General features: G+C 69.1%; 21 protein-coding genes. 10 read left to right on the top strand and 11 right to left on the bottom strand.

What is annotated here, in order from left to right:
• Positions 1 to 4 precede the first annotated feature (4 nt).
• The 3 genes from nusA to ACU4E7_RS03005 all read right to left on the bottom strand — a co-directional run bounded on the left by nusA (position 5) and on the right by ACU4E7_RS03005 (position 3,273).
• Positions 5 to 1,603, bottom strand: coding sequence for a transcription termination factor NusA (gene nusA, locus ACU4E7_RS03015; protein WP_238120527.1), 1,599 nt, complete (start codon positions 1,601 to 1,603; stop codon positions 5 to 7).
• A complete protein-coding gene (gene rimP, locus ACU4E7_RS03010; protein WP_447020602.1) occupies positions 1,603 to 2,445 on the bottom strand; it encodes a ribosome maturation factor RimP in 843 nt (280 codons plus the stop codon). Before rimP ends, nusA begins: the two co-directional genes overlap by 1 nt.
• 312 nt (positions 2,446 to 2,757) lie before the next feature.
• The gene (locus tag ACU4E7_RS03005) at positions 2,758 to 3,273 is read right to left on the bottom strand and encodes a universal stress protein (protein ID WP_447020601.1); all 516 of its coding nucleotides are present in this window, start codon (positions 3,271 to 3,273) and stop codon (positions 2,758 to 2,760) included.
• 218 nt (positions 3,274 to 3,491) lie between these two features.
• Between ACU4E7_RS03005 and ACU4E7_RS03000 the strand changes: the two genes are divergently transcribed.
• Together ACU4E7_RS03000 and ACU4E7_RS02995 are read left to right on the top strand one after the other, a co-directional pair.
• Positions 3,492 to 4,340, top strand: coding sequence for a bestrophin-like domain (locus ACU4E7_RS03000; RefSeq protein WP_447020600.1), 849 nt, complete (start codon positions 3,492 to 3,494; stop codon positions 4,338 to 4,340).
• 61 nt (positions 4,341 to 4,401) lie between these two features.
• Positions 4,402 to 4,851 carry a GlcG/HbpS family heme-binding protein gene (locus tag ACU4E7_RS02995; protein WP_447020599.1) on the top strand — a complete coding sequence of 150 codons (450 nt, stop codon included), beginning with the start codon at positions 4,402 to 4,404 and terminating at the stop codon, positions 4,849 to 4,851.
• A gap of 77 nt (positions 4,852 to 4,928) precedes the next feature.
• Here ACU4E7_RS02995 and ACU4E7_RS02990 read toward each other — a convergent pair whose 3' ends face one another.
• Positions 4,929 to 5,519 (bottom strand): malonic semialdehyde reductase, encoded by a 591-nt coding sequence (locus tag ACU4E7_RS02990; RefSeq protein WP_447020598.1) that lies wholly within the window; start codon positions 5,517 to 5,519, stop codon positions 4,929 to 4,931.
• 214 nt (positions 5,520 to 5,733) lie between these two features.
• Between ACU4E7_RS02990 and ACU4E7_RS02985 the strand changes: the two genes are divergently transcribed.
• Together ACU4E7_RS02985 and ACU4E7_RS02980 are read left to right on the top strand one after the other, a co-directional pair.
• The gene (locus ACU4E7_RS02985) at positions 5,734 to 6,975 is read left to right on the top strand and encodes a pyridoxal phosphate-dependent aminotransferase (protein ID WP_447020597.1); all 1,242 of its coding nucleotides are present in this window, start codon (positions 5,734 to 5,736) and stop codon (positions 6,973 to 6,975) included.
• Positions 6,972 to 8,030: an AbrB family transcriptional regulator gene (locus ACU4E7_RS02980; protein ID WP_447020596.1), complete on the top strand. Its 1,059-nt coding sequence runs from the start codon at positions 6,972 to 6,974 to the stop codon at positions 8,028 to 8,030. The genes ACU4E7_RS02985 and ACU4E7_RS02980 overlap by 4 nt, the downstream gene beginning before the upstream one ends.
• A 119-nt stretch (positions 8,031 to 8,149) precedes the next feature.
• Here the strand turns inward: ACU4E7_RS02980 and ACU4E7_RS02975 are convergent, their stop codons facing one another.
• Both ACU4E7_RS02975 and ACU4E7_RS02970 read right to left on the bottom strand, forming a co-directional pair.
• Positions 8,150 to 8,908, bottom strand: a complete 759-nt coding sequence (locus tag ACU4E7_RS02975) for a M48 family metallopeptidase (RefSeq protein ID WP_238120535.1) — start codon at positions 8,906 to 8,908, stop codon at positions 8,150 to 8,152.
• Between the two features lie 73 nt (positions 8,909 to 8,981).
• Entirely contained in the window at positions 8,982 to 10,412 is a 1,431-nt protein-coding gene (locus tag ACU4E7_RS02970) for a polyhydroxyalkanoate depolymerase (RefSeq protein WP_273546098.1), read from the bottom strand.
• A 173-nt stretch (positions 10,413 to 10,585) separates the two neighbouring features.
• Here ACU4E7_RS02970 and ACU4E7_RS02965 point away from each other — a divergent pair, with 173 nt between their 5' ends.
• Positions 10,586 to 11,941: an ActS/PrrB/RegB family redox-sensitive histidine kinase gene (locus tag ACU4E7_RS02965; RefSeq protein ID WP_238120536.1), complete on the top strand. Its 1,356-nt coding sequence runs from the start codon at positions 10,586 to 10,588 to the stop codon at positions 11,939 to 11,941.
• 80 nt (positions 11,942 to 12,021) lie between these two features.
• Complete coding sequence (locus tag ACU4E7_RS02960; protein ID WP_238120537.1) at positions 12,022 to 12,576, top strand: ActR/PrrA/RegA family redox response regulator transcription factor; 555 nt, start codon at positions 12,022 to 12,024, stop codon at positions 12,574 to 12,576.
• 26 nt (positions 12,577 to 12,602) lie between these two features.
• Here the strand turns inward: ACU4E7_RS02960 and ACU4E7_RS02955 are convergent, their stop codons facing one another.
• On the bottom strand, positions 12,603 to 13,073 hold the full coding sequence (locus ACU4E7_RS02955) for an MmcB family DNA repair protein (RefSeq protein WP_447020595.1): 471 nt from the start codon (positions 13,071 to 13,073) through the stop codon (positions 12,603 to 12,605).
• Positions 13,070 to 13,948, bottom strand: coding sequence for a YihY/virulence factor BrkB family protein (locus ACU4E7_RS02950; RefSeq protein WP_447020594.1), 879 nt, complete (start codon positions 13,946 to 13,948; stop codon positions 13,070 to 13,072). The genes ACU4E7_RS02955 and ACU4E7_RS02950 overlap by 4 nt, the downstream gene beginning before the upstream one ends.
• Positions 13,949 to 14,182: 234 nt before the next feature.
• On the opposite strand from ACU4E7_RS02950, the gene ACU4E7_RS02945 reads away from it, so the two are divergent.
• Positions 14,183 to 15,274: an FUSC family protein gene (locus ACU4E7_RS02945; RefSeq protein ID WP_447020593.1), complete on the top strand. Its 1,092-nt coding sequence runs from the start codon at positions 14,183 to 14,185 to the stop codon at positions 15,272 to 15,274.
• 97 nt (positions 15,275 to 15,371) lie between these two features.
• A complete protein-coding gene (locus tag ACU4E7_RS02940) occupies positions 15,372 to 17,063 on the top strand; it encodes an acyl-CoA dehydrogenase family protein (protein ID WP_447020592.1) in 1,692 nt (563 codons plus the stop codon).
• A gap of 177 nt (positions 17,064 to 17,240) precedes the next feature.
• On the opposite strand, the gene ACU4E7_RS02935 is transcribed toward ACU4E7_RS02940, so the two are convergent.
• From ACU4E7_RS02935 to ACU4E7_RS02925, 3 genes are all read right to left on the bottom strand, one after another.
• Complete coding sequence (locus ACU4E7_RS02935) at positions 17,241 to 17,765, bottom strand: prolyl-tRNA synthetase associated domain-containing protein (RefSeq protein WP_447020591.1); 525 nt, start codon at positions 17,763 to 17,765, stop codon at positions 17,241 to 17,243.
• A gap of 104 nt (positions 17,766 to 17,869) precedes the next feature.
• Positions 17,870 to 18,148: a hypothetical protein gene (locus tag ACU4E7_RS02930; protein WP_238120543.1), complete on the bottom strand. Its 279-nt coding sequence runs from the start codon at positions 18,146 to 18,148 to the stop codon at positions 17,870 to 17,872.
• A 37-nt stretch (positions 18,149 to 18,185) separates the two neighbouring features.
• Positions 18,186 to 18,488, bottom strand: coding sequence for a hypothetical protein (locus ACU4E7_RS02925; RefSeq protein ID WP_238120544.1), 303 nt, complete (start codon positions 18,486 to 18,488; stop codon positions 18,186 to 18,188).
• Positions 18,489 to 18,660: 172 nt separating this feature from the next.
• Between ACU4E7_RS02925 and ACU4E7_RS02920 the strand changes: the two genes are divergently transcribed.
• Both ACU4E7_RS02920 and ppc read left to right on the top strand, forming a co-directional pair.
• Positions 18,661 to 19,566, top strand: coding sequence for a hypothetical protein (locus ACU4E7_RS02920; RefSeq protein WP_447020590.1), 906 nt, complete (start codon positions 18,661 to 18,663; stop codon positions 19,564 to 19,566).
• A gap of 123 nt (positions 19,567 to 19,689) precedes the next feature.
• Positions 19,690 to 22,488: a phosphoenolpyruvate carboxylase gene (gene ppc / locus ACU4E7_RS02915; protein WP_447021579.1), complete on the top strand. Its 2,799-nt coding sequence runs from the start codon at positions 19,690 to 19,692 to the stop codon at positions 22,486 to 22,488.
• Positions 22,489 to 22,492: the final 4 nt, after the last annotated feature.

The raw sequence follows: 22,492 nt of genomic DNA, 5'->3' as shown, positions 1-22,492 counted from the left end.
GATCTCAGGCGTTGGCGGAGGCGTCGTCGTCCTCGCCCGCGGGGGCGAGGTCGTCGGCGCTGATCCAGCCAGCCGCCACGCGCGCCTGCATGATGAGATGCTCGGCGTCTTCGCGGGTGAATTCGAAACCGTCCAGGGCACCGGCATGGCGGATGGTCTCGCCATCCTTGCGCTCGCTCCAGCCGATGAGGTCATCGGTGGCGCAGCCGGCCAGGTCCTCGACGGTCTTGATGTCGTTCTCGCCGAACGCCACCAGCATCTTGGAGGTGATGCCGGGGACATCCTTCAGGGCATCTTCGACGCCCAGTTCGGTGCGGCGGGCATCCAGCGCCTCTTCCACCTCGGCGAGGTGCTTGCGGGCGCGGGACTGCAGCTCGGCGGCGGTGTCCTCGTCGAAGCCTTCGATGGAGGCGAGCTCGGAGATCGGCACATAGGCGATCTCCTCCACCGAGGTGAAGCCCTCGGAGGTGAGCAGCTGGCCCATCATCTCGTCCAGGTCCAGAGCCTCGGAGAACATCTTGGTGCGCTCGGCGAATTCCTTCTGCCGCCGCTCGCTCTCCTCCTGCTCGGTCATGATGTCGATGTCCCAGCCGGTGAGCTGGGTGGCGAGCCGCACGTTCTGGCCGCGACGGCCGATGGCCAGCGACAGCTGGGCGTCGGGCACCACCACCTCGATGCGCTCGCGCTCCTCATCGAGCACCACCTTGACCACTTCCGCAGGGGCCAGGGCATTGACGATGAAGGTGGCGATGTCCGGATTCCAGGGGATGATGTCGATCTTCTCGCCCTGCAGCTCGTTCACCACCGCCTGCACGCGCGAGCCGCGCATGCCGACGCAGGCGCCGACCGGATCCACCGACGAATCGCGGGAGATGACGGCGATCTTGGCGCGGGAACCGGGATCGCGGGCCACCGCCTTGATCTCCACCACGCCGTCGTAGATCTCCGGGACTTCCTGGGCGAACAGCTTCGCCATGAACTGGGGATGGGTGCGGGAGAGGAAGATCTGCGGGCCGCGCGGCTCGCGGCGCACATCATAGATGTAGGCGCGGATGCGGTCGCCGGTCTTCACGGTCTCGCGCGGCAGCAGCTCGTCACGGCGCAGGATGCCTTCGCCCCGACCGAGGTCCACCACCACGTTGCCATACTCGACGCGCTTGACGAGGCCGTTCAGCACCTCGCCGATGCGGTCCTTGTATTCGTCATACTGCCGGTCGCGCTCGGCCTCGCGCACCTTCTGCACGATCACCTGCTTGGCGCTCTGCGCGGCGATGCGGCCGAAATCGAACGGGGGCAGGGTGTCGGCGATGGTGTCGCCGACCTGGGCCGCCGGATTGTGGCGCCGGGCGCCATCCAGGGTGATCTCGGTGGCCGGGTTCTCCACCTGGTCCACCACCAGCAGGTGGCGGGCGAGGCGCAATTCGCCGGTGCGCGGATTGATGTCGGCGTGGATGTCCGTCTCCTGGCCGTAGCGCGAGCGCGCGGCCTTGGCGATGGCATCCTCCATGGCGGCAATGACGATGCTGCGGTCGATGGACTTCTCACGGGCGACCGCGTCGGCGATCTGCAGAAGCTCCAGTCGGTTTGCGCTGACGGCCACCATCAGTGCGTCTCCTTCACGCTGCCGGTGTTCTCAAAATTGGATTTCTTGGCGTTGGACTTCTTGGCCCCCGCCTTTTTGCCTTTGGCCTTCTTGCCCGCCACCTTGCCGGTAGCGGCCTTGTTGGCCACAGCCTTGCCCGCAGGCGCCGGCTTGCCGGCGGTCGATTTGGCTGCGGTCTTGCGGCCAGACGCGCTCTCGGCGGGCGCGTCGGCGTCGTCCGCAGCTTCGCCGTCGGCGCCTTCGAGGAAGGCTTCCTCGTCGTCGTCCAGCTCCTGGCCGGCGGCCTTGGCGGCGCGCAGGGCCTCGGTGATCAGGGCGTCGGTCAGCACCAGCTTGGCGTCGTGAATGTCGGCCATGGGCAGCTGAACGGTGGCGTCCTCGTCGGCGCGGGCGTCATCGCGGCGCACCACGGCGCTATCGCCCTCGACGCCGATCAGCAGGCCGCGGAAGCGCTTGCGGCTGGCCACGGCGGCGGCCATCTCCACCTTCACCTCGTGTCCGGCCCAGCGCACGAAATCGGAGCGGCGCACCAGCGGGCGGTCGATGCCGGGGGAGGACATTTCCAGGCGATAGGCGCTGGCGATGGGGTCTTCCACGTCCAGCACCGGCGAGAGGGCGCGGGAGGCCGCCTCGCAATCGTCAATGCTCATGGTGCCGTCGGGGCGTTCGGCCATGATCTGGACCGTGCCGCCATCGCGGTTCGTCACCTTCACCCGCACCAGCCGATAGCCCAGCCCGCCGAGCACGCCGTCGGCGATCGCGGCCACGCGGGCGGCCACTCCGGTTTCGGTGATGAGGCGCGGCTCGTTCGGATCGTCGAGCGCGACGAGGGTCTCGGTCATGTCCCTCCGGGACGGCTGGCGCCGGGCGCCGATGGCGCGCGGCTGGGAAACGGGTCCGCTTGGGGCGGAGACTGGCCTGCGCGGTTCGTGGCCGGTCCGGCGTGGAAGGCCGGATAAACAGAAACGGAGCGGGTCCCGGTGGGGCCCACTCTCATCACCTTCGACTGCGATGGCGCTGAGGCATCCCCATCAGGGGACGGGGCTAATATAGCGGGAATCCCGCCGGGTGCAAGGCCGGGGTGCAAGGCCGGGCTACAAGGTGGGCTGCAACCGGCGTGGGTCGGGCAGGCGCCCGGGCGGCGGCGGGGCGGGTCAGGCGAGGGCGTCGATTTCGGCATCGGTGAGGGCCCCCGGCACCACCGTGATGGGCACCGGGAAATGCCCGGATTGGAAGCCCACCAGCGCGCTGACCAGCGGGCCGGGGCCCTCCTTGCCCACTCCGGCGCCCAGCACCAGAATGGCGATATCCTGATCGTCGGCGATGAGGCCCGTCACCGCCTCGGCCTTGGAGCCTTCCCGGATCACGGTTTCGGCATCCACCCCGGCCACCTGGCGGGCGCGGGCGACGAATTTGTCGAGCCGGCTGCTCATGTCGTCATGGGCCTCGGCGCGCATCAGGTCGGCCACTCCCAGCCATTGCTGGCGCGCCCCTTCGAGCTCCAGCACACCGAGCAGCACCACCGCTCCGGCGGTGCCGGCGGCACGGCGGCTGGCGTAATAGACGGCGCGGTCGCATTCCGGCGTGTCGTCCACCACCACCAGAAACTTGCGACGATGCCCCGGCTCGCGGCTGCGGCGGGGCAAGGCGGAGGTGGACGCTGCGGTCATGGCGGCCTCGGGCGGTCCGGCGCGCCGGCTGCGCCCGCGCATCTGGGGCGGGCGGCCGCGGCACGGCGGAAAGATTCGACGGTGGCGCATGCTGCCACGACCGGGGCCGGCACGGTGAAAAAAGTCGCCCCCGCAGCGATGGACGCCATGGCCAACCTTGAACTAAGAGGCGCCGTGGGGCCCGTGGCGGGCGGGACCTCGTGGAGGAGGGGCCCCCGATGATCGTCAGCTTTGCCGACCACCTTGCGCAGTGGCCGAACGTCCTGATCGTGCTGAGCGTCGCCGTCGTGCTGCTGCTGGTGCTGGCCCTCGTCCACCGGCTGGGGCGGCTGCTGCCGCGGGAGGGCGCGGAGGCGCGCTCGGCGGCCGCCCTGGACACCTTCAAGGTGCTGGGACCGCTGGCGGGGGTGTTCCTCAGCTTCTCGCTGGTGCAGGCCATCGGCCAGTTCCGCACCGCGGATCTGAACGTCAGCCGTGAGGCGGCCAACGTCTACCAGCTCGATCGCGCCCTCAACGGTGCCTCGTCCATCATGGATCCCGGCCCGGCGCGGCTGGCGCTGCGCGCCTATGTGCGCGAGGTGGTGACCTCCGGCTGGGCCGCCATGCGCCGCGGCGGCGGCGAGGCGCCGGAGACCGCGGCGGCGCTGGCGCGCCTGCAGCTGGAGGTGGATGCGCTGCTGGAGAATCTGCCGCTCGATGCCCGCTTTTCCAACGACATCGACAAGAATCTCGATGATGTGCAGGACGATCGGGCGGCGCGGCTGGGCATCGCCCGGGGGGGCCTGCCGACGGTGATGTGGTGGGTGCTCGGCGCGCTTTTGTGCCTGCTGTTCGCCTGCGCGGCCTGCCTGCAGGGGGCGCAGGCGCGCCATCCGCTGCCGATTCTCTATATCGCCGGTCTCGGCATGCTGAGCGCACTGCTGTTCATCATGGATCGTCCGTTCCAGGGCGAGCTCAGCGTCTCGCCGGCGCCGCTGGTGAAGGTGGAGGCGCAGCTGGAGGCGCGCCTGAAATCGGCGCCGCTTCAGCCCGCGCCATCGCCCCCCACCCATTCAACGCCCCGGTGATTTGGTCTAGACAAGCTCAACCCACCCCGAGGGGCGCCCGCCTCGACCATTGGAGATCCCCATGACCGCCTCTGCCGCCGACCTCTCCCTCGATCAGGCGCAAGTCCTCATTGCCGCGGCCCTCGCCCATGGCCGCGCGCAGGCCATGAACCCGCTGGCCATCTGCGTGCTCGACGTCCGCGGCGCGCTCAAGGCATTCGCGGCGGAGGACGGTTCCAGCCTCAAGCGCGGCGAGATCGCGCGCGGCAAGGCCGATGGCGCCCTGGCGCTGGGCATCGGCTCGCGCTCCCTGTTCAAGCGGGCCAAGGACCAGCCCTTCTTCATCAGCGCCGCCGCCAGCGCCATCGGCGGCTCGCTCGTGCCGGTGCCCGGCGGGGTGCTGGTGCGCGACGGCGCCGGCCAGATCATCGGCGTCGTCGGGGTGTCTGGCGATACCTCGGACAATGACGAGGCCTGTGCCATCGCCGGCATCGTTGCCGCCGGCTTCACCGCCGATCCCGGCGTCGACTGAGCCGCCGGCCGACCGCAACAAAAACCCCCCGCCGGCAGGGCCGGCGAGGGGCGTCTTCCCGGGGCAGGGTTGAAGGATCAGACGATCTTGGCGGCGTCCTCGAAAGCGAGGCGCGGCAGGCGATCGAACAGCTTGGAATGGTCGCCATGGCCGATGGCGGCGATGAAATTGGTCTTTACCGTGCCGCCGGGGAAGAATTCCGCATCAACCTTGGCCGCATCGAACCCGGACATGGGACCCACGTCGAGGCCCAGGGCCCGGGCGGCGATGATGAGATAGGCGCCTTCCAGGGACGAGTTGCGGAAGGCGTGGGGTTCCACCATCGCCGGGGTGTTCACGAACAGGTCGCGGAAGCCCGGGTTGTGCGGAAACAGCTCCGGAATCTTGTCATAGAAGTTCAGGTCATAGCCGACGATGGCGATGACGGGCGCCGCCAGGGCCTTGAGGTTGCCGGGCGACAGCGCCGGCTTCAGGCGCTCCTTGCCCTCCGCGCTGGTGACGAAGACGAAGCGCGCCGGGTGGGTGTTGGCCGAGGTGGGGCCGAACTTCACGATGTCGTATAGCGCCCGCAGCTCCGCCTCGGTCACCGGGGTCTCGGTCCAGCCGTTGTGGGAGCGCGCGTTGAGGAAAAGCTGGTCGATGGCAGCCTGGTCGATCTTCTGAGTCATGGGAAAATCCGAAGAAGGGAAGGGGCAATAAAGGTGGTCACTGCCATTTAGGCAGCCGGGGCGGTGGCAACAATGGCTCGGTTCGCAAAACCATGTTGCGGTGGTGCAAGCCCATCATCACCGGTGATGGGTGTTTCAATCGATTTGATGGGTTTCCGGCGCGCGGCGGCCTTATGGTCCGGCGCCGAACACGTCGCAGGTTCAGGATTTCGTCATGCCGCTGTCACCCTCCGTCACCGATGCCGCCTATCTTGAGCAGGTGCGCGCGCACATTCTCGCCTTGCCGGAGAGCGGCATCGTCGAGGTGATGAATTATGGGCGCGACCGGCCGGGTATGATTCCCCTGTGGGCAGGGGAAGGAGATGTACCGACCCCCGCCTTCATCTGCGAGGCGGCCGCCACCGCGCTGCACGCCGGCGAGACCTTCTACACCTGGCAGCGCGGCCTTCCGGAGCTGCGGGCGGCCATCGCCCGCTACATGAGCCGGGTGTATGGCGTGGCCGAGGATCCAGAGCGGTATTTCGTGACCGGATCGGGCATGCAATCCATTCTCATCGCGTTCGCCATGGCGCTCGCGGCGGGGGACGAGGTGCTGATTCCCTCGCCCTCGTGGCCCAATGCCGCCGCCGCGGCCCAGAAGACCGGCGCGGTGCCGGTGGCCGTGCCCTTCCGTTACGGCGCCGATGGCTTCCGGCTCGACATGGAGCGGTTCGAGGCGACGGTGACGCCCCGCACCCGGGCGATCTTCATGAACACGCCCGCCAACCCCACCGGCTTCGTGGCCACCCGGGCGGAGCTGGAGGGTGTGCTGGCGCTGGCGCGCCGCCATGGTCTGTGGATCATCGCCGATGAGATCTACGGGCGCTTCTATTATGCCGATGCGCCCCGGGCGCCGTCGTTCCACGACATCATGACGCCGGACGACCATATCGTCTTCGTGCAGACCTTCTCCAAGAACTGGGCCATGACCGGCTGGCGCATCGGCTGGATCGAGGCGGATCCGCGGCTCGGGCAGGTGGTGGAGAACCTCATCCAATATTCCACCTCCGGCGTCGCCGCCTTCATGCAGCGCGGTGCCATCGCCGCGCTGGAGCAGGGCGAGCCGTTCGTGGCCGAGCAGATCGCCCGGGCGCGGGCCGGCCGGGACATCGTCGCCGATGCGCTGCTGGCCACCGGCAAGGTGGATCTAGTGAAGCCCGATGGCGCCTTCTACCTGTTCTTCGGCATCAACGGCCATCGGGATGTCGCCCGGCTAGGGCTGCGGCTGGTGGACGAGGCCAATGTGGGCATCGCTCCCGGCACCGCCTTCGGGCCCGGTGGCGAGGGCTTCATGCGCCTGTGCTTCGCCCGTGGCGCGGTTCAGCTCGAGGAGGCCGCGCGCCGGCTCTCCGCCTGGATCCGCGCCCATGGTGGGGCAGCGGCGCCCGCCCTCGAGACCGCGTTCGACCGCTCGTGAAAGGCCCCTCGCCCGCCGCCGTGCAACAGGGGCTGGCGGCCCTGGCCACACTGGGCGCGGGCGCGCTCGGCGGCGCTGTGTTCTGGTGGCTCGGCTTGCCGGCCGGCTGGATCTCCGGCGCCCTGGTGTTCACCCTCGTCCTGGCGCTGGCGGGGGTGCAGGTGGCGGTGCCGGAGGGGCTGCGGTTCGTGGCCTTCATCATCCTCGGCACCTCCATGGGCACGGTGCTGACCCCGGACATGCTGGTGCGGGCCGGCAGCTGGCCCATCAGCATGGCGTGTCTGGCCGCCAGCGTGGTGGGCAGCATGCTCGCCGGCGTGCTGTTCCTCACGCGGGTGGCGGGCTGGTCGCTGGAGACCGCCCTGTTCGCCTCCACCCCCGGCGCCTTCTCGGCGGTGATGGCCATGGCGGAGGAGACCCGGGCCGACCTGCGGCAGGTGGCCTTCGTGCAGACGGTGCGGCTGTTCTTGCTGGTGGCGGCGCTGCCCAATGTGCTGGGCGTCACCGGCCTCGCGGGCGGCGGGCTGCAGCCGCCGCCCCATGTCTCCGGGATGCTGGATGTCCTCATCCTGTTCGCCGTCACCACCGCATGCGGCCTTGCGGCGGCGGCGCTGCGGCTGCCGGGCGGCCTCATCGTCGGGGCCCTGGTCGGCAGTGCCGGCATGCACCTGTGCGGCTGGTCCGATGCCGTGGTGCCGCCGCTGCTGCTGCTGCCGGCCTTCGTGGTGCTCGGCGCCGGGGTGGGGGTGCGCTTCCTCGGCACCCGGCTCGCCACCATCCGCTCCTACATCGTGGTGTCGGTGGGGGCGTTCGTGGTCTCCATCGTGGTGTCCGCCGCCTTCGCCCTGTGCGCCGTGCACCTCACCGGCGACGACTTCGGCAAGGTGCTCACCGCCTTCGCGCCCGGCGCGCTGGAAGCCATGGCGGCGCTGGGCTTCGCCATGGGCTATGACCCGGCCTTCATGAGCGCCCACCACCTGTTCCGGTTCGTGGGCCTGTCCATCGCCCTGCCAGTGCTTACGCGCGTTCTGTTCGCCCACCCGCCGAAGACCTGAAGGACAGGGGAGCACACAGGGCGGCCGGGCGCGGGGCCGACGGTCCAGGCCGCAGGCGCCGCTGATGGCTCCCCATCCGCGTGGGCCTTCCGGTGGCCTCTGCTGACGGTGGATGGACCTTAAGGCGCGCCGTAGCGGTGCAGGCTCGCCCCGTGGTGGCGCAGCCAGGCCTCGGCTTCGCGCCGGGCCGGGAAGATCCGCTCCACATGCCGCCAGAAGCGCGGGCCGTGGTTCAGCTCCAGTCGATGCGCCACCTCATGGGCGGCGAGGTAGTCGAGCACGGATGGCGGCGCCAGGATCAGCCGCCAGGAGAAGGAGAGATCGCCCCGGGCCGAGCAGGAGCCCCAGCGGCTGGCGGTATCCCGCAGGGTCAGCCGGCCCACCTCGACCTGGAGCGCCTGGGCGTGACGCCGCACGCTGGTGGTGAGCTCCCGCCGGGCTTCGCGCTTGAGGAAATCGCTGACGCGCCGGGCCACGTGGGGGGCCGCGCCGGCCACGAACAGGGCCGGGGCGCCCGGCTCCCATTCGCCCAGCCATACGGTGCCGCGGGCCTCGGGGCGGTGGATGATGCGGTGGGGCACGCCACGGATGGGCACCAGCGCGTCCGGGGCGAAGGGCACCACCTCCGGCAGCCGGCCGAGGCGCACCCGCACCCACTCCCGATGCCGGTGCACGAAATCGGCGGCGGTGGCCGCGGAGACGTGGGGCGGAGCGGTCAGCGTGACGTCGCGCGCGGCGGCGCGCACCCGCAGGGTGAGCCGCCGGGCCTGCGGATGCCGGCGCACGGCGACGTGCAGAACCTCACCATCGAGCGCCAGCTCGATGGCTTCGGTGGGCGCCCGTGGCGCCTTCAGGTCCTGGCGGCGAAACAGCGGCATGAGGGCACCAGTCTTGAGGAGCCTGATGACGATTTGATGTCATCTTCTCCGGTTCGCGGGCCCCCGACCAGAGCTAGGGCGCAGCATTCCGGGGATAAAGGGCGGTGACCTTGGCGGGTAGGGCGAACACGTCGGGCTCGTCGCTGCCGGTGGGGGCGGGGGCCGGCTCCACCTTGTCGCGCACCGTGCCGCGCGGCAGCTCCTGGGACAGGATGAAATCGGCGATGCGCGGTGCGATCTCGGCCCGGAAGCGGGAGCCGTTGAACACCCCGTAATGGCCGACGCCCGGCTGCTCCCAATGGGCCCGCTTGTCCTCTGGAATGCGCGGACACAGGCGATGGGCGGCCTTGGTCTGGCCGATGCCGGAGATGTCGTCCTTCTCCCCTTCCACCGTCATCAGCGCCACGCGATGGATTGCCTCCGGCTTCACCACCTGGGCATGATGCATGATCTCACCCTTGGGCAGGCTGTGGGTGATGAACACGTTCTCGACGGTCTCGAGGTAGAATTCAGCGGTGAGATCCATGACGGCGAGATATTCGTCATAGAATTCGCGGTGCTTTTCCGCCGAATCGCCGTCACCCTTCACCAGGTGGGTGAACAGGTCCCAATGGGCCTGCAGGTGGCGGTCGAGATTCATGCTCATGAAGCCGTTGAGCTGCAGGAAGCCGGGATAGACCTCGCGCAGCGCGCCGGAATGGGGCCACGGCACGGTGGTGATGACGTTGCGGCGGAACCAGTCGATGCCGCGATCCTTGGCGAGGGCGTTCACCGCCGTGGGCGTTTCGCGGGTGTCGATGGGGCCGCCCATGAGGATCATGGACTTGGGCACATAGGGGTCGTCTTCCGCCTCCATGCGCGCCACCGCCATCAGCACCGGCACCGCCGGCTGGCACACCGCCATGACATGGCAGTCGCCGCCGAGGCGGTGGAAAATGGAGATGATGTAGTCGACATAGTCGGAGAGGGTGAATTGCCCTTCCGAGGCCGGCACCAGCTTGGCGTCCACCCAGTCGGTCACGTAGACGTCGTGGTTGGGCAGCATGGCTTCCACAGTGCCGCGCAGCAGGGTCGCGTAATGCCCCGACATGGGGGCGACCACCAGCAGCTTGGGCTGGCGCTGCCGCGGCGGATGCTCGAACGCCCGCTCGAAATGCAGCAGATTGCAGAACGGCCGGTGCCAGACGGTATTCAGATGCACCGGCACCCGCTGGCCGTTGGACACGGTCTCGGTGATTCCCCAGTCGGGCTTTCCGTAACGTCGGGTGGTGCGCTCGAACAATTCGCACGCCGCCGCCATCGACTTGCCGAGCGTGGTGTGAGAGACCGGATTAATGGGATTTTTCAGAAACAGGCGGCTGGCGTCGGCCATGGCGCGGGAGGGATTAAGAGCAGCATGTCCCATCTCGTAGAGCCAGTACAACGGCGTCGACAGACCGAGATCCACGCCAGTTTCCACGTGCGCCGGGCGCTGTGTCGCCCCCGTGAACTCTCCGATGGCCATGTGCGTTCCTCGCTATTTTATTTGGAGACGCAGGTTGTGCCCTGTTTCCATCGCGGTCAATGCCAACCAAAGACATAGGCGGGATCTCATCTCGCACTATGGCCAAGATGTCACATTGTCGCGCTTTGCGACATTGAGTGTTACGCGCCGAACCTTGCGTGAAAGTGAATGAGATGAATCCAGCATTCGCCCCTCCTCTGCATGGGCGGTCCTTTGGACTTCGGGTCGACACTCTGATTCGTCTGCGCTGGCTGGCGATCACCGGGCAGATCGCGGCCCTGGTGGTGGTCAGTCTGCTGCTCGGATTTCAGCTGCCGCTGAGCTCCTGCCTGGCGGTCGTCATTCTTTCGGCGCTGGTCAATGTGCTGCTGCGGGCCAAGTATCCGGTGGCCCGGCGCCTGTCGGACGCCGCTGCCGGGCCGCTGCTCGCCTATGATCTGCTGCAGCTGACGGCGCTGCTTTACTTGACCGGCGGCCTCAAGAATCCATTCGCGCTGCTCTATCTGGCGCCGGTGATGATCTCGGCCACCGGCCTGGCGTGGAGCACGACGGTGCTGCTCGGCATCCTGGCCTCGGCCTGCGCCGGGGCGGTCGGCCTTTGGGCCCGGGCGCTGCCCTGGGCGGGGGATGCGGTGCCGGTGCTGCCGGACCTCTATCTCGCGGGCATCTGGGTGGCGCTCACGGTCTCCATCGGCTTCATCGGCATGCATGCCTGGCGCATCGCCGAGGAGGCGCGGGAACTGGCCGACGCGCTGGCGGCGACGGAACTGGTGCTGGCCCGCGAACAGCATCTGTCGGCCATCGACGGGCTGGCGGCCGCCGCCGCCCACGAGCTGGGCACGCCGCTGTCCACCATCGCTCTGGTGGTGAAGGAGATGCAGCGCTCCATGCCGCCCGACAACCCCTATGCGGAGGATGTCGCGCTGTTGCGCGACCAGGTCAGCCGCTGTCGCGACATTCTGCAGACCTTGACCTCGCTGCGCTCCGGCGATGCGCCGTTCGACCGCATGCCGATCCGCCTGCTGCTGGAGGAGGTGGTGGAGCCGCACCGCAATTTCGGCATCACCATCGGCATCGAGGCGCTGGAACACGCCGATGATCCGGTGATCAACCGCAACCCGGGCCTGCTCTATGGCCTGGGCAATCTGGTGGAGAATGCGGTGGACTTCGCCCGCAGCCGGGTGGACATCGCCGCTGAGTGGACGCCCTCCAGCCTCGTCATCGTGGTGCAGGACGACGGGCCGGGCTTCTCCCCGGAGGTGAGCGCCCGCATCGGCCAGCCCTATGTGACCTCCCGCGCCCGCGACCGCCAGGACGAGGATGAGGAGAGTGGACTCGGGCTCGGCTTCTTCATCGCCAAGACCCTGCTGGAGCGCACCGGCGCCAGCCTCACCTTCGAGAACCGGCCGCCGCCGCAGACCGGCGCATTGATCCGGATCACTTGGCCGCGCCCGGCATTGGCCATAGAAGCGGAACATGACGCGACAAACGGACGCGGAGCGGGCTATTCTGCCTCTAAACAAGGGTAAAAGCCGGCACAGGGTTCCGGTGCCATTGCACTCAGGGCGCGGGCTCGGGCCGCGCAGCAGGTCGACGAGGACAGATCACGATGAATGAGACGACGCCGCTCGAAGTGGGGGAAGACCGCACGGTCCTGATCGTCGATGACGATCGCTCCTTCCTGCAGCGCCTGGCGCGGGCCATGGAAGCCAGGGGCTTCCTCGTGACCAGCGCGGAAACCGTGGCCGATGGCCTGGCGCGCGTCGATGAGGCGGCGCCGGCCTATGCGGTGGTGGACATGCGCCTCGGCGATGGCTCGGGTCTCGATGTCATCTCCGCCCTCAAGCGGCAGCGCCCGGGCGCCCGCGCCATCGTGCTCACCGGTTATGGCAACATCGCCACCGCGGTGACGGCGGTGAAGCTCGGCGCCGTCGATTATCTCGCCAAGCCGGCCGACGCCGACGACGTGGTGGCGGCGCTGATGGCCAGCGGTGATCACAAGCCGCACCCGCCGGAAAATCCCATGTCCGCCGACCGGGTGCGCTGGGAGCACATTCAGCGGGTGTACGAACTGTGCGGCCGCAATGTCTCGGAGACCGCCCGCCGGCTGTCCATGCATCGGCGCACGTTGCAGCGCATCCTGGCCAAGCGCGCGCCGCGCTGAGGCGAAGCCGACCCGCCGCGCCGGCGTCACAGATCCTGCCGCAGCAGGGCCGGATCGTGGAGCGCCGTGAGGCGGCTGGCGGCGGTGCGGGCCAGCCGCAGGGTCAGGGCTTTGCGGGTGGCCGGGGCGAGGGGATGGCGCGGCGCCTCCCGCATCTGCGCGGCGCCGAAGCCATCGGCCAGCAGCAGGCCCACGTCCTGGGGCAGCACCTCCACCGGGAAATCGGCCGGCACCGCGAACAGCAGACGGTCGCAGAAGGCGCGATATTCCGGCCATTTGCCGTCGCTGCGGAAATCTTGCAGCGAGGACTTGATCTCGATGATGGCGATCTCCCCCCGCCCGTCGATGGCGAGCACGTCGGCCCGCCGGCCGGAGGCGAGCGCGAATTCGGTGATCCCCACCCATCCATGGGCGGCCAGGTGGCGCAACACGCCCCGCTGCACCGCCAGCGCGGTGGCCGATTGGCGCCCATCAGGCTTGGGCGTGGTCCCGGTCATGGGGTCCCGGGTGCCGTCGCCTGTTCCCCGGCGGGCGCCGGCCGGCGGGCTTGGCGATCGCGGGCGATGGCCGCGTTGAACTCGCCACCGAACACGAAGATGGATGCGGTGAGGTACAAAAACACCAGGGCGATCATCACCGACGACAGGCCGGCGTAGGTGGAGACGTAATTGCCGGGGAATTCGGCGAGATAGGTGCCGAAGGCCGAGGCGCCCACCAGCCACAACACCAGGGTGACCAGGATGCCCGGCGCCACCTCGCCCAGGCTGCGCCGCCCTGCCGGCAACCAAAGGTGGGCCACCAGCAGCGCCACCACCAGGATGATCGAGGTGGCGGCGAAGCGGGCCAGTGTGACGATCCTGGAAAACGGCGCCAGCGCCGGCAGCTGCGCCACCGCCGCCTGCCACAGCAGCGGCCCCAGCACCACCAGGAACGACAGGGCCAGGATGGCCGCCGCCGACAGCATCACATAGCCGATGGATTCCAGCCGCAGCCAGTACCAGGCGCGCATCTCCTTCACGCCATAGGCGCGGTTGAGGCCGATTCGCAGGCTTTCGATGCCGTTGGAGGAGAAGTAGATGGCGAGGGCCACGCCATAGGTGAGCACGTCGGTGCGCACCTGGTTCACCACATTGTGGATCTCGTGGGCGATGGGCTGGGCCACCTGCCGGGGCCAGCTTTCCAGGATGATCTGGATGGTTTCGTCGGCCAGCGGCCGCAGATCCAGGAAGCCGGCCAGCGCCGTCACGAAGATCAGGAAGGGGAACAGCGACATCAGCGCCGACAGGGCGATGTGGCTGGCGATGGCCCAGCCGTCATCGGCGGTGAAGGTCCACACCGCGTCGAGAACGATATGAAGGGTGCGGCGCAGCATGTCGGCTCCCGGTTGCGCGAGACATCGGGCTTTCCGCTGCGGATGGCAAGTCACTCCGTTCTCCACCTTGCTCTCCGCCTTCTCGGTCGCCGTCGCATGTGGATGTCGCCACCGCTGCCGGTGCGTGCCGGTGGGAGCATGCTAGATTGCCGGCCCCGCCTGTTCTGCCGTAACGGGAGGCCGCCGCCGGACCGTGCCATTGGTCTTCTTCGGCCGGTCCCACCGAGGGAGCCCATGTCCAGCCCTGTTCTCACCCGTCTTCTGAAGCTGTTCACGCCCGCCCAGTACAAGCTCGGCTTTCGCGCCGGCGTGGCGGCGGTGGCGGCCTATGGCCTCGCCTATGGACTGAGCCTGCCCAACGGCTATTGGGCGGTGCTGACGGCGGTGCTGGTGGTGCAATCCACCATCGGCGCCAGCCTCTCGGTGGCGGTGGACCGCGCCCTGGGCACGGTGGTGGGCGGCGTGGTCGGCGTGGTGGCGGCCATCATCGCCGGCCCGTCCATGGGGCTCACCTTCCTGACCCTGGCGGTGGCGGTGTTCGTCACCAGCACGCTGGCGGCGAAATCGGCCAAGTACAAGCTGGCGCCGGTGACGGTGGTGATCGTGGTGCTGTCCGATCCCTCCCATCTGGATCCGTGGGTGTCGGGTTTGCACCGGGTGTTCGAGATCGGCGTGGGCGGCGTGGTCGGGGTGTTGTGCGCGCTTCTGGTGCTGCCGGCCCGCGCCCTGTTCTTCCTGTTTCCCCACTGCGCCACGGCGGTGCGGCTGTGCGGCACGCTGCTGGCGCTGGGGCGCGACGGGGTTTTGGGGCGGGGGCTCGACCCGGCGCGCATCGACAGTCTCAACACCCAGGCCCGCAATGCCCTGCGCGCCGCCGACGCGCGTATCGCCGAGGCGAAGGCCGAGCGGGCCCTGTCGGGCTATTCCGATCCCACGCCGGTGGTGCGCAGTTGCCGGCGGCTGTGGCATTCGGTGATCATCCTGCTGCGCGGGGCGGACGCCACCTTGTCGGCGCCGCTGGTGGCGCTGGTGTCGCCGCACCTCGACGCGGCGGTGGCGGGGCTCGCCGATTACATGTCCACCCTGGCCCGCCGGCTGGACGGTGAGAAGGATGTGGATGTCACCGGCGCGGCCCTGACGGCGCGGGCGGCGGTGAGCGCCCTCCAGGGGGAGGTGGACCGGCTCAATGCCGCCGGCAATCTCGACAGCATGGGCGGCGCCGAGCTGACCGCGCTGTTTGCCGCCATTTCCGCCTGCGGCCATGTGCGGGACAATCTCGACGACCTCGCCCAGCGCCTGGCCGAGATGGATGCCAGCGGCGAGTGAGGGGTAATTCTATCGGGATTCAATCTGCCATTGCCTTGGAATGGTTCCGGGGCAAGGATAGATTTCGCGTTGCACAACGAATGGGAGAAGATCGTCCATGTCCGCCACCGCTGCCCTCCGTCCGCTCGATCAGAGCCCCATCGATGCGGTCGCCCTCGGCCGGGTGGCGACGGACACGCTGGAGAAACTGCTGGCGGAAGCGACCTCCACGATTCGCGCCAAGGTGAGCGAGGGCGGCAAGATCTCGTCCGCGCTGTTGGAGCGCGAGCAGCGCGCCACCCATGGCCTTGCCTGGCTCGCCACCTATGTCTTCTCCGTGCGCGAGCTGGTCCATTATGCCGACCGCCTGGCCGACATGGGCAAGTTCGGCGCCACCGAGAAGCTGATCGTGCAGATCGGCCTCGGCGAGTATGTCGCCCAGATCCTTGGCGGCATTCCCATGAGCCAGGGCGAGATTGTCCGGCTCACCGACCTTTACCTGCCTATCTCCACCATCTCCGAGCTGGCGGCCGAACCGGCCATCGCCCAGCTGCTGGCCCATGGCAACACCACCGCCAGCCGCGCCGCCCTCGCCGACATCATCCGCACCACCCATCCCACCGGCACCATCGGCGAGGCGGGTCTCGACGAGACCATGGAGGCCATGCGCACGGAGATGCACCGCTTCGTGGAAGCGGAAGTGGCGCCCCATGCCCACGAATGGCACTTGAAGAACGAGTACATCCCCCTGGAGATCATCGCCCAGCTCTCGGAGATGGGTGTGTTCGGCCTCACCATTCCGGAGGATTTCGGGGGCCTCGGCCTGCCCAAGGAGGCCATGTGCGTGGTCACCGAGGAATTGTCCCGCGGCTATATCGGCGTCGGCTCGCTGGGCACCCGCTCGGAGATCGCCGCCGAACTGATCCTGGCCGGCGGTACTGCGGACCAGAAGGCCCATTACCTGCCCAAGATCGCCTCCGGCGAGATCCTGCCCACGGCGGTGTTTACCGAGCCCAACACCGGTTCGGACCTTGCCTCCCTGCGCACCCGCGCGGTGAAGGAGGGCGATGTCTACAAGGTCTCCGGCAACAAGACCTGGATCACCCATCCGGTGCGCGCCGACGTGATGACCCTTCTGGTGCGTACCAATCCGAACGAGCCGGGCTACAAGGGCCTGTCCATCCTGCTGGCGGAAAAGCCGCGCGGCACTGACGAGACTCCGTTCCCGGCCGAGGGCATGACCGGCGGCGAGATCGAGGTGCTCGGTTATCGCGGCATGAAGGAATATGAGATCGGCTTCGACGGCTTCACGGTGCCGGCGTCTAATCTGTTGGGCGGCGAGGAAGGCCAGGGCTTCAAGCAGCTGATGACCACCTTCGAGAGCGCGCGCATCCAGACCGCCGCCCGCGCCGTGGGCGTGGCCCAGGCAGCCATGGAGGTGGGCCTGAAATATGCCGAGGAGCGCATCCAGTTCAAAAAGCCGCTGTTCGCCTTCCCCCGGGTGGCCGACAAGATCGTGATGATGGCGGTGGAGACCATGATCGCCCGCCAGATCACCTATTTTGCCGCCCGCGCCAAGGATGAGGGGCGCCGCACCGATCTGGAGGCCGGCATGGCCAAGCTGCTCGGCGCCCGCGTTGCCTGGGCGGCGGCGGACAACGCCCTGCAGATCCATGGTGGCAACGGCTTCGCGCTGGAATATCCGGTGTCGCGTATCCTGTGCGACGCCCGCATCCTCAACATTTTCGAGGGCGCGGCGGAAATCCAGGCCCAGGTGATCGCCCGCCGCCTGCTCGACGGCGGCAATTGAGCTTCCCCGCCCGGGCTCCGGGCGGGCCACTGCGGCATCGGCGGGGTGGGCGTCGGATCCTGTGTGGATCGGCGCTCGCCCCGCCGTTTTTGCGTCGAAGCGGGGCGCGCGTGCCCCCGCGCATGGAAGCGGCGTCAGCCTTCAGGAATGTTGGCAGGGCGGCGTCCCGAGGCGCTGTCAGGCGGACGGCGACGCGTCCGAGGCGGCTGGCGCCAGCGCCAGGGGGATGGGGCTGTGGCCGGTCAGCGCCAGGAAGGCGCGCAGCGCGGCGGGCGTCAGTACCGTGGTGCGGGTGTTGGTGAGCGGGTGGCAGCCGATGGCATCGGCCGCCAGCAGGGCCGCGTCGATGCCGACGGTGACGGTGTGCTGCGGATCATTGGCGAGGGCCAGCAGGGTGACCGAGCCGGGCAGCACGCCGAGCCGCTCGAACAAGGCTTCCGGGCTGGCGAAGGAGAGCGAGCCGCGGGCGCCGAGCGGCTCGCGCAGACTTTTGAGGTTCACCACGGCATCGGCGGCCAGGGAGATCAGGAAGTAGTTCTTCTTGCTGTCCCGCAGGAACAGATTCTTGGTTTGCGCACCGGGAACGACACCGCGCAGGAGCTTGGATTCCGCCACCGTGTGCAGCGGTGGGTGATCGAAGGTTTCGGCCGGGATCTGGTGGGCGGCCAGGAGGGCCAGCAGGGCATCGGGCGTGAGCGGCATCAGCAGGGCTCCGCCCCAAGCGGGGCATCAGGGGTGCCCCCTCCATAACGGGCGCCGCGCGGTTCCGGCAAGGGCCGGCCGCGCGGCGCCCCTGTCGCGTGGTCTCAGCGCAGCTTGGCGAGACAGGTGCCGGCGGCTTCCGCCGCGCCGCGGGCGGCGCCCATGGGCACGGTGCCGCCGGTCACCAGGGACTTGGTGACGCTGGTGATCAGCCCGCGCAGGTCGGAGGTGGAGGCCGCCTGCGGCGCCGCCGCCGCATAGATGGCCTGGCCGTTGGCATCGAGGCCCGAGGCGCACTTGGTGGCGGCGGCCTGGTCGGCGAAGGCCGGGGCGGCGGCCACGAGCGCGCCGAGGGTGGCGCACGCATAAACGAACGTCTTCATCACTCTTCTGTCTCCTGTGATGCGGTGGGAACGGGCGTCAGCGGATGCCGACCCGGTTGACGGGGCCGCCGGCATTGGCCGGGGCGACGCCCGGTCCGGGGGCACCCACGCCGACGCCACGGGTGACGCCAACGCCCGGCGCGCCGGCACCGGGCACGCAGCCGACCGGATAGCCGGGCCGGGTGCAGTGCACCGCGGCCCGTGCCGCCGGCGCTGCCGGACGCGCCACGCAGCCCTTGGGCACACCTACGCTCTTACAATAGACAACGGCTTCCGCGGTGGGGGCCGCCAGGCCCAGCAGGCCGAGCGCCGCCAGGGCGGAAAGGGCGATCCGTTTCATGATCTGCCTCGTGACAGGAGGAACGCCCCACCGCTAGGCAGGTGACGGGGGCATCTCAATGACGAACATTGACCGCAATGGGCCGATTGTGCCCTTTTCGTGGTCGTGGGGATCAGGTGAGGTTCCGCCGCAGGTCGAGGGCTGCGCGCGGTGAGCCCGTGCGGGGGGCATCGTGATTGGGGTGAAGCAATGGGCGGCCGGCGCTGCGGCGCCGGCGCCCGCATGGCTGGTGGATGGGGTAAGCGCGGCGACACTGGAGCGGCTCAAGGCCCATCCGGATTTCGCCCGCGCCATGACGTCGAGCGCGGCAGCGCTCGCCGCGCTCTACACGGGCAACCGTCTGCTCAACCGGGTGTTGAATGATCGCGGGCGCACGCTGTTCGGTTTCTTCGCGCTCTATCTGCATGCTTTGCCGGAGGTGCAGGGCGGCAGCCTGACCGTCGGACGCATGGCGGCGCTGGCGGCGGAAACCGGCGTGTGCAGCCGGGGCCGCGCCAAGGCCATGCTGGCGCTGATGCGCTGGGGCGGCTACCTCGCCCCGGTGGAAGAGGGGGGCGACCGGCGCTCGAAGCCGCTGGCCCCCACGGCGCGAATGCTGGCGCTGCACCGGCAGCGCTGGGTGAGCCAGTTCCAGGCCATTTCGCAGATCGATCCGCAGGTGGCCACGGTGGCGGCCCGGCTCGATGATCCCGCCTTCTTCAACCGCCTGGCCATCGCCCTCGGCGACAGCTTCCGCTCCGGTTTCCGGGTGCTGGACCACGCGCCGCTGCTGGCCGACCTCGCCGATCGCGACAGCGGCCTGATGGTGCTTTTGTCCCTGCACGTGGCGCAGGCGAGCGCCCAGCCCAGCCCCTCCATCGCGGATCTCGCCCGGCGGTTCCATGTGTCCCGCGCCCATGTGCTGCAATTGCTGAAGGATGCCCAGGCGGCCGGGCTGGTGGAGCGCGACGAGGGCGGCGGTGGCGGCGTCTTGACGGCGCTCGGCCATGACGCGCTGGCGGACTTCTTCGCCGCCACCTTCGCGCTGCTGGCGTGCGCCGCCAAGGCATCGCTGGCGGAGCCGGCCCCCCTGCGCTGATCTCACGCCTTCCGCCATCCCATCAATTCCCTGAGACTGACGTGCAACGACAGAAATGGGGGAGCGCGGATGACGGGGTACGAGCCGCAGTTCGACACCGCCGAGCCATTGGCCGCTGAGCCGATGGACGAGGGCCAGAACCACAGCCTGGACGATCTGCCCCTGCGGGCGGACATCCGCCGGCTCGGCCGGATTCTCGGCGACACCGTGCGGGCCCAGCAGGGCGAGGTGGTGTTCGATCTGGTGGAACAGATCCGCCGGACGTCCATCCGCTTTCATCGCGATGGCGACGAGGCCGCCCGCCAGGATCTCGAGGCGCTGCTGGCGCACCTGTCGGCGGAGCGGGCGGTGGAGATCATCCGGGCGTTCTCCTATTTCTCGCACCTGGCCAATCTCGCCGAGGATCAGCACCACATCCGGCTGGCGCGGGCGCGCGCCATCGCCGGTGCGCCGCCCCTGCCGGGCAGCCTCGGCTTCTCCTTCGATGCGGCGGCGGCGCGGGGCATCGCGCCCGAGGTGCTGGCGGATGTCTTCGCCGGCGCCCGCATCAGCCCGGTGCTCACCGCCCATCCCACCGAAGTGCGGCGCAAGAGCACCCTGAACCGGGAAATGGAAATCGCCGCTCTGCTCGACCGGCGCGAACGGGTGGCCCCCACCCCGGAGGAGCGGGAGGCGGAGGACGACGCCCTGCGCCGCGCCGTGCTCACCTTATGGCAGACGGCGCTGCTGCGCCGGATCAAGCTCACCGTCCAGGACGAGGTCACCAACGGCCTGTCCTATTACGACTACACCTTCCTCGATCAGCTGCCGCGCCTCTATTGCGCCCTGGAGGACCAGCTGGCGCGGCAGGGCACGGGGGACGTGACCGGAGACGGGGCGCGCGAGACGCCTGCGGCCGCGCGGGAGCTGCCCTCCTTCCTGCGCATGGGCAGCTGGATCGGCGGCGACCGGGACGGCAATCCCTTCGTCACCGCCGAGGTGCTCGAGCAGACCATGCGTCTGCACCGGGCCCGCATCTTCGCCCATTACGACGCGGAGCTCACGGCGCTGGCGTCGGAATTGTCCATCGCCGGCCGCCTGGTGGGCGTTTCGCCGGAGCTGGAGGCACTGGCGGCGGCGTCCACCGATCCCTCCCTCAGCCGGCGCGAGGAGCCCTATCGGCTGGTTCTCGCCCACATCCTGCAGCGGCTGCGGGCCACGGCGCTGACCCTCGACGGCGCCGCTGCGCCAGGGTCGGCGCGGCCCTATGGCGAGGCGGCGGCGCTGCGGGCCGATCTGGATGTCATCCACCATTCCCTGTGCGCCAACGGCTCGCGGATCCTCGCGCGGGGCCGGCTGCGGCTGCTGCGGCGGGCGGTGGACTGCTTCGGCTTTCATCTCGCCTGCCTGGACCTGCGGCAGAATTCCGAGGTCCATGCGCGCACCGTGGCGGAGCTGTTCGAGAAGGTGGCGCCGGGCACCGGCTATGCCGGCCTCGACGAGGCGGCGCGGGTGGCGCTGCTGGTGCGGGAACTGGGCACCGCGCGGCTGCTCGCCTCGCCGTTCGTGGACTATTCCGAGGAGACGCGCTCCGAGCTCGCCATCTTCCGCGCCGCGGCGGAGGCCCACCGCACGCTGGGGCCTTTGGCCATTCCCAACGCCATCATCTCCAAGGCCGAAAGCGTCTCCGACCTGCTGGAGGTGGCGCTGCTGCTGAAGGAAGTGGGCCTCGTCACCGCCGCGGGCACCAGCGCGGTGAACATCATTCCCCTGTTCGAGACCATCGGCGACCTGCAGGCCTGCGCCCGGGTGATGGATGCGGCCCTGGCACTGCCCGCCTATGCCCGGCTGGTGGCGAGCCGGGGGCAGGAGCAGGAGGTGATGCTCGGCTATTCCGACAGCAACAAGGACGGCGGCTTCGTCACCTCCGGCTGGGAATTGTACAAGGCGGAGATCGGCCTCATCGAGGTGTTCCGCGCCCATCAGGTGCGGCTGCGCCTGTTCCACGGCCGTGGCGGCTCGGTGGGGCGCGGCGGCGGGCCGAGCTATGATGCCATCCTGGCCCAGCCGGGCGGTGCGGTGAACGGGCAGATCCGCATCACCGAACAGGGCGAGATCATCTCCTCGAAATACTCCCACCCGGAGGTGGGCCGGCGGAACCTGGAGCTGCTGGTGGCCGGCACCCTGGATGCCTCGCTGCTGCAGCCCCAGGAGAGCGCGCCGCGCGCCGCTTTCCTGAGCGCCATGGAGGAGATGTCCGCCACCGCGTTCCAGGCCTATCGCGCCCTCGTCTACGAAACCGAGGGGTTCGAGGACTATTTCTGGGCCTCCACGGTGATCAGCGAGATCGCCACCTTGAACATCGGTTCACGGCCGGCCTCGCGCACCAAGACGCGGGCAATCACCGCGCTCAGGGCCATTCCCTGGGTGTTTTCCTGGGCCCAGTGCCGGCTGATGCTGCCCGGCTGGTATGGCTTCGGCGCCGCCGTGGAGGCGTTCCTCGCCGCCCGTGGCCCGCAGGGGCTCGCGCTCCTCAAGGACATGTACCGGCAGTGGCCGTTCTTCCGCACCCAATTGTCGAACATGGACATGGTGCTGTCCAAGAGCTCGCTGGCGGTGGCCTCGCGCTATGCCGAGCTGGTGGAGGACGCGGCGCTGCGTGCGGCGATCTTCGGCCGCATCCGGGCTGAATATGAACGCACCGTGCGCCACCTCAACGCCATCATGGACCAGGAGCGGCTGCTGGAGGGCAACCCGACCCTCGATCGCTCCATCCGCAACCGCTTCCCTTACCTCGATCCCCTCAACCACCTGCAGATCGAGTTCCTGAAGCTACATCGGCGAGGGGAAAAAAGCGCCGGGAGGACCGATGCCGAGCAGGTGCTGCACGGCATTCAGCTGTCCATCAACGGCATTTCGGCGGGCCTGCGCAACTCCGGCTGAGGCG

This window comes from Xanthobacter sp. ZOL 2024 (assembly GCF_052932325.1).
This window is presented reverse-complemented; position numbering and strand designations above follow the sequence as displayed.

Coding starts and splice junctions, on each gene's coding strand:
- nusA (WP_238120527.1), bottom strand. CDS start 1,603: ATGGTGGCCGTCAGCGCAAACCGACTGGAGCTTCTGCAGATCGCCGAC.
- rimP (WP_447020602.1), bottom strand. CDS start 2,445: ATGACCGAGACCCTCGTCGCGCTCGACGATCCGAACGAGCCGCGCCTC.
- ACU4E7_RS03005 (WP_447020601.1), bottom strand. CDS start 3,273: ATGACCGCAGCGTCCACCTCCGCCTTGCCCCGCCGCAGCCGCGAGCCG.
- ACU4E7_RS03000 (WP_447020600.1), top strand. CDS start 3,492: ATGATCGTCAGCTTTGCCGACCACCTTGCGCAGTGGCCGAACGTCCTG.
- ACU4E7_RS02995 (WP_447020599.1), top strand. CDS start 4,402: ATGACCGCCTCTGCCGCCGACCTCTCCCTCGATCAGGCGCAAGTCCTC.
- ACU4E7_RS02990 (WP_447020598.1), bottom strand. CDS start 5,519: ATGACTCAGAAGATCGACCAGGCTGCCATCGACCAGCTTTTCCTCAAC.
- ACU4E7_RS02985 (WP_447020597.1), top strand. CDS start 5,734: ATGCCGCTGTCACCCTCCGTCACCGATGCCGCCTATCTTGAGCAGGTG.
- ACU4E7_RS02975 (WP_238120535.1), bottom strand. CDS start 8,908: ATGCCGCTGTTTCGCCGCCAGGACCTGAAGGCGCCACGGGCGCCCACC.
- ACU4E7_RS02970 (WP_273546098.1), bottom strand. CDS start 10,412: ATGGCCATCGGAGAGTTCACGGGGGCGACACAGCGCCCGGCGCACGTG.
- ACU4E7_RS02965 (WP_238120536.1), top strand. CDS start 10,586: ATGAATCCAGCATTCGCCCCTCCTCTGCATGGGCGGTCCTTTGGACTT.
- ACU4E7_RS02960 (WP_238120537.1), top strand. CDS start 12,022: ATGAATGAGACGACGCCGCTCGAAGTGGGGGAAGACCGCACGGTCCTG.
- ACU4E7_RS02955 (WP_447020595.1), bottom strand. CDS start 13,073: ATGACCGGGACCACGCCCAAGCCTGATGGGCGCCAATCGGCCACCGCG.
- ACU4E7_RS02950 (WP_447020594.1), bottom strand. CDS start 13,948: ATGCTGCGCCGCACCCTTCATATCGTTCTCGACGCGGTGTGGACCTTC.
- ACU4E7_RS02945 (WP_447020593.1), top strand. CDS start 14,183: ATGTCCAGCCCTGTTCTCACCCGTCTTCTGAAGCTGTTCACGCCCGCC.
- ACU4E7_RS02940 (WP_447020592.1), top strand. CDS start 15,372: ATGTCCGCCACCGCTGCCCTCCGTCCGCTCGATCAGAGCCCCATCGAT.
- ACU4E7_RS02935 (WP_447020591.1), bottom strand. CDS start 17,765: ATGCCGCTCACGCCCGATGCCCTGCTGGCCCTCCTGGCCGCCCACCAG.
- ACU4E7_RS02930 (WP_238120543.1), bottom strand. CDS start 18,148: ATGAAGACGTTCGTTTATGCGTGCGCCACCCTCGGCGCGCTCGTGGCC.
- ACU4E7_RS02925 (WP_238120544.1), bottom strand. CDS start 18,488: ATGAAACGGATCGCCCTTTCCGCCCTGGCGGCGCTCGGCCTGCTGGGC.
- ppc (WP_447021579.1), top strand. CDS start 19,690: ATGGACGAGGGCCAGAACCACAGCCTGGACGATCTGCCCCTGCGGGCG.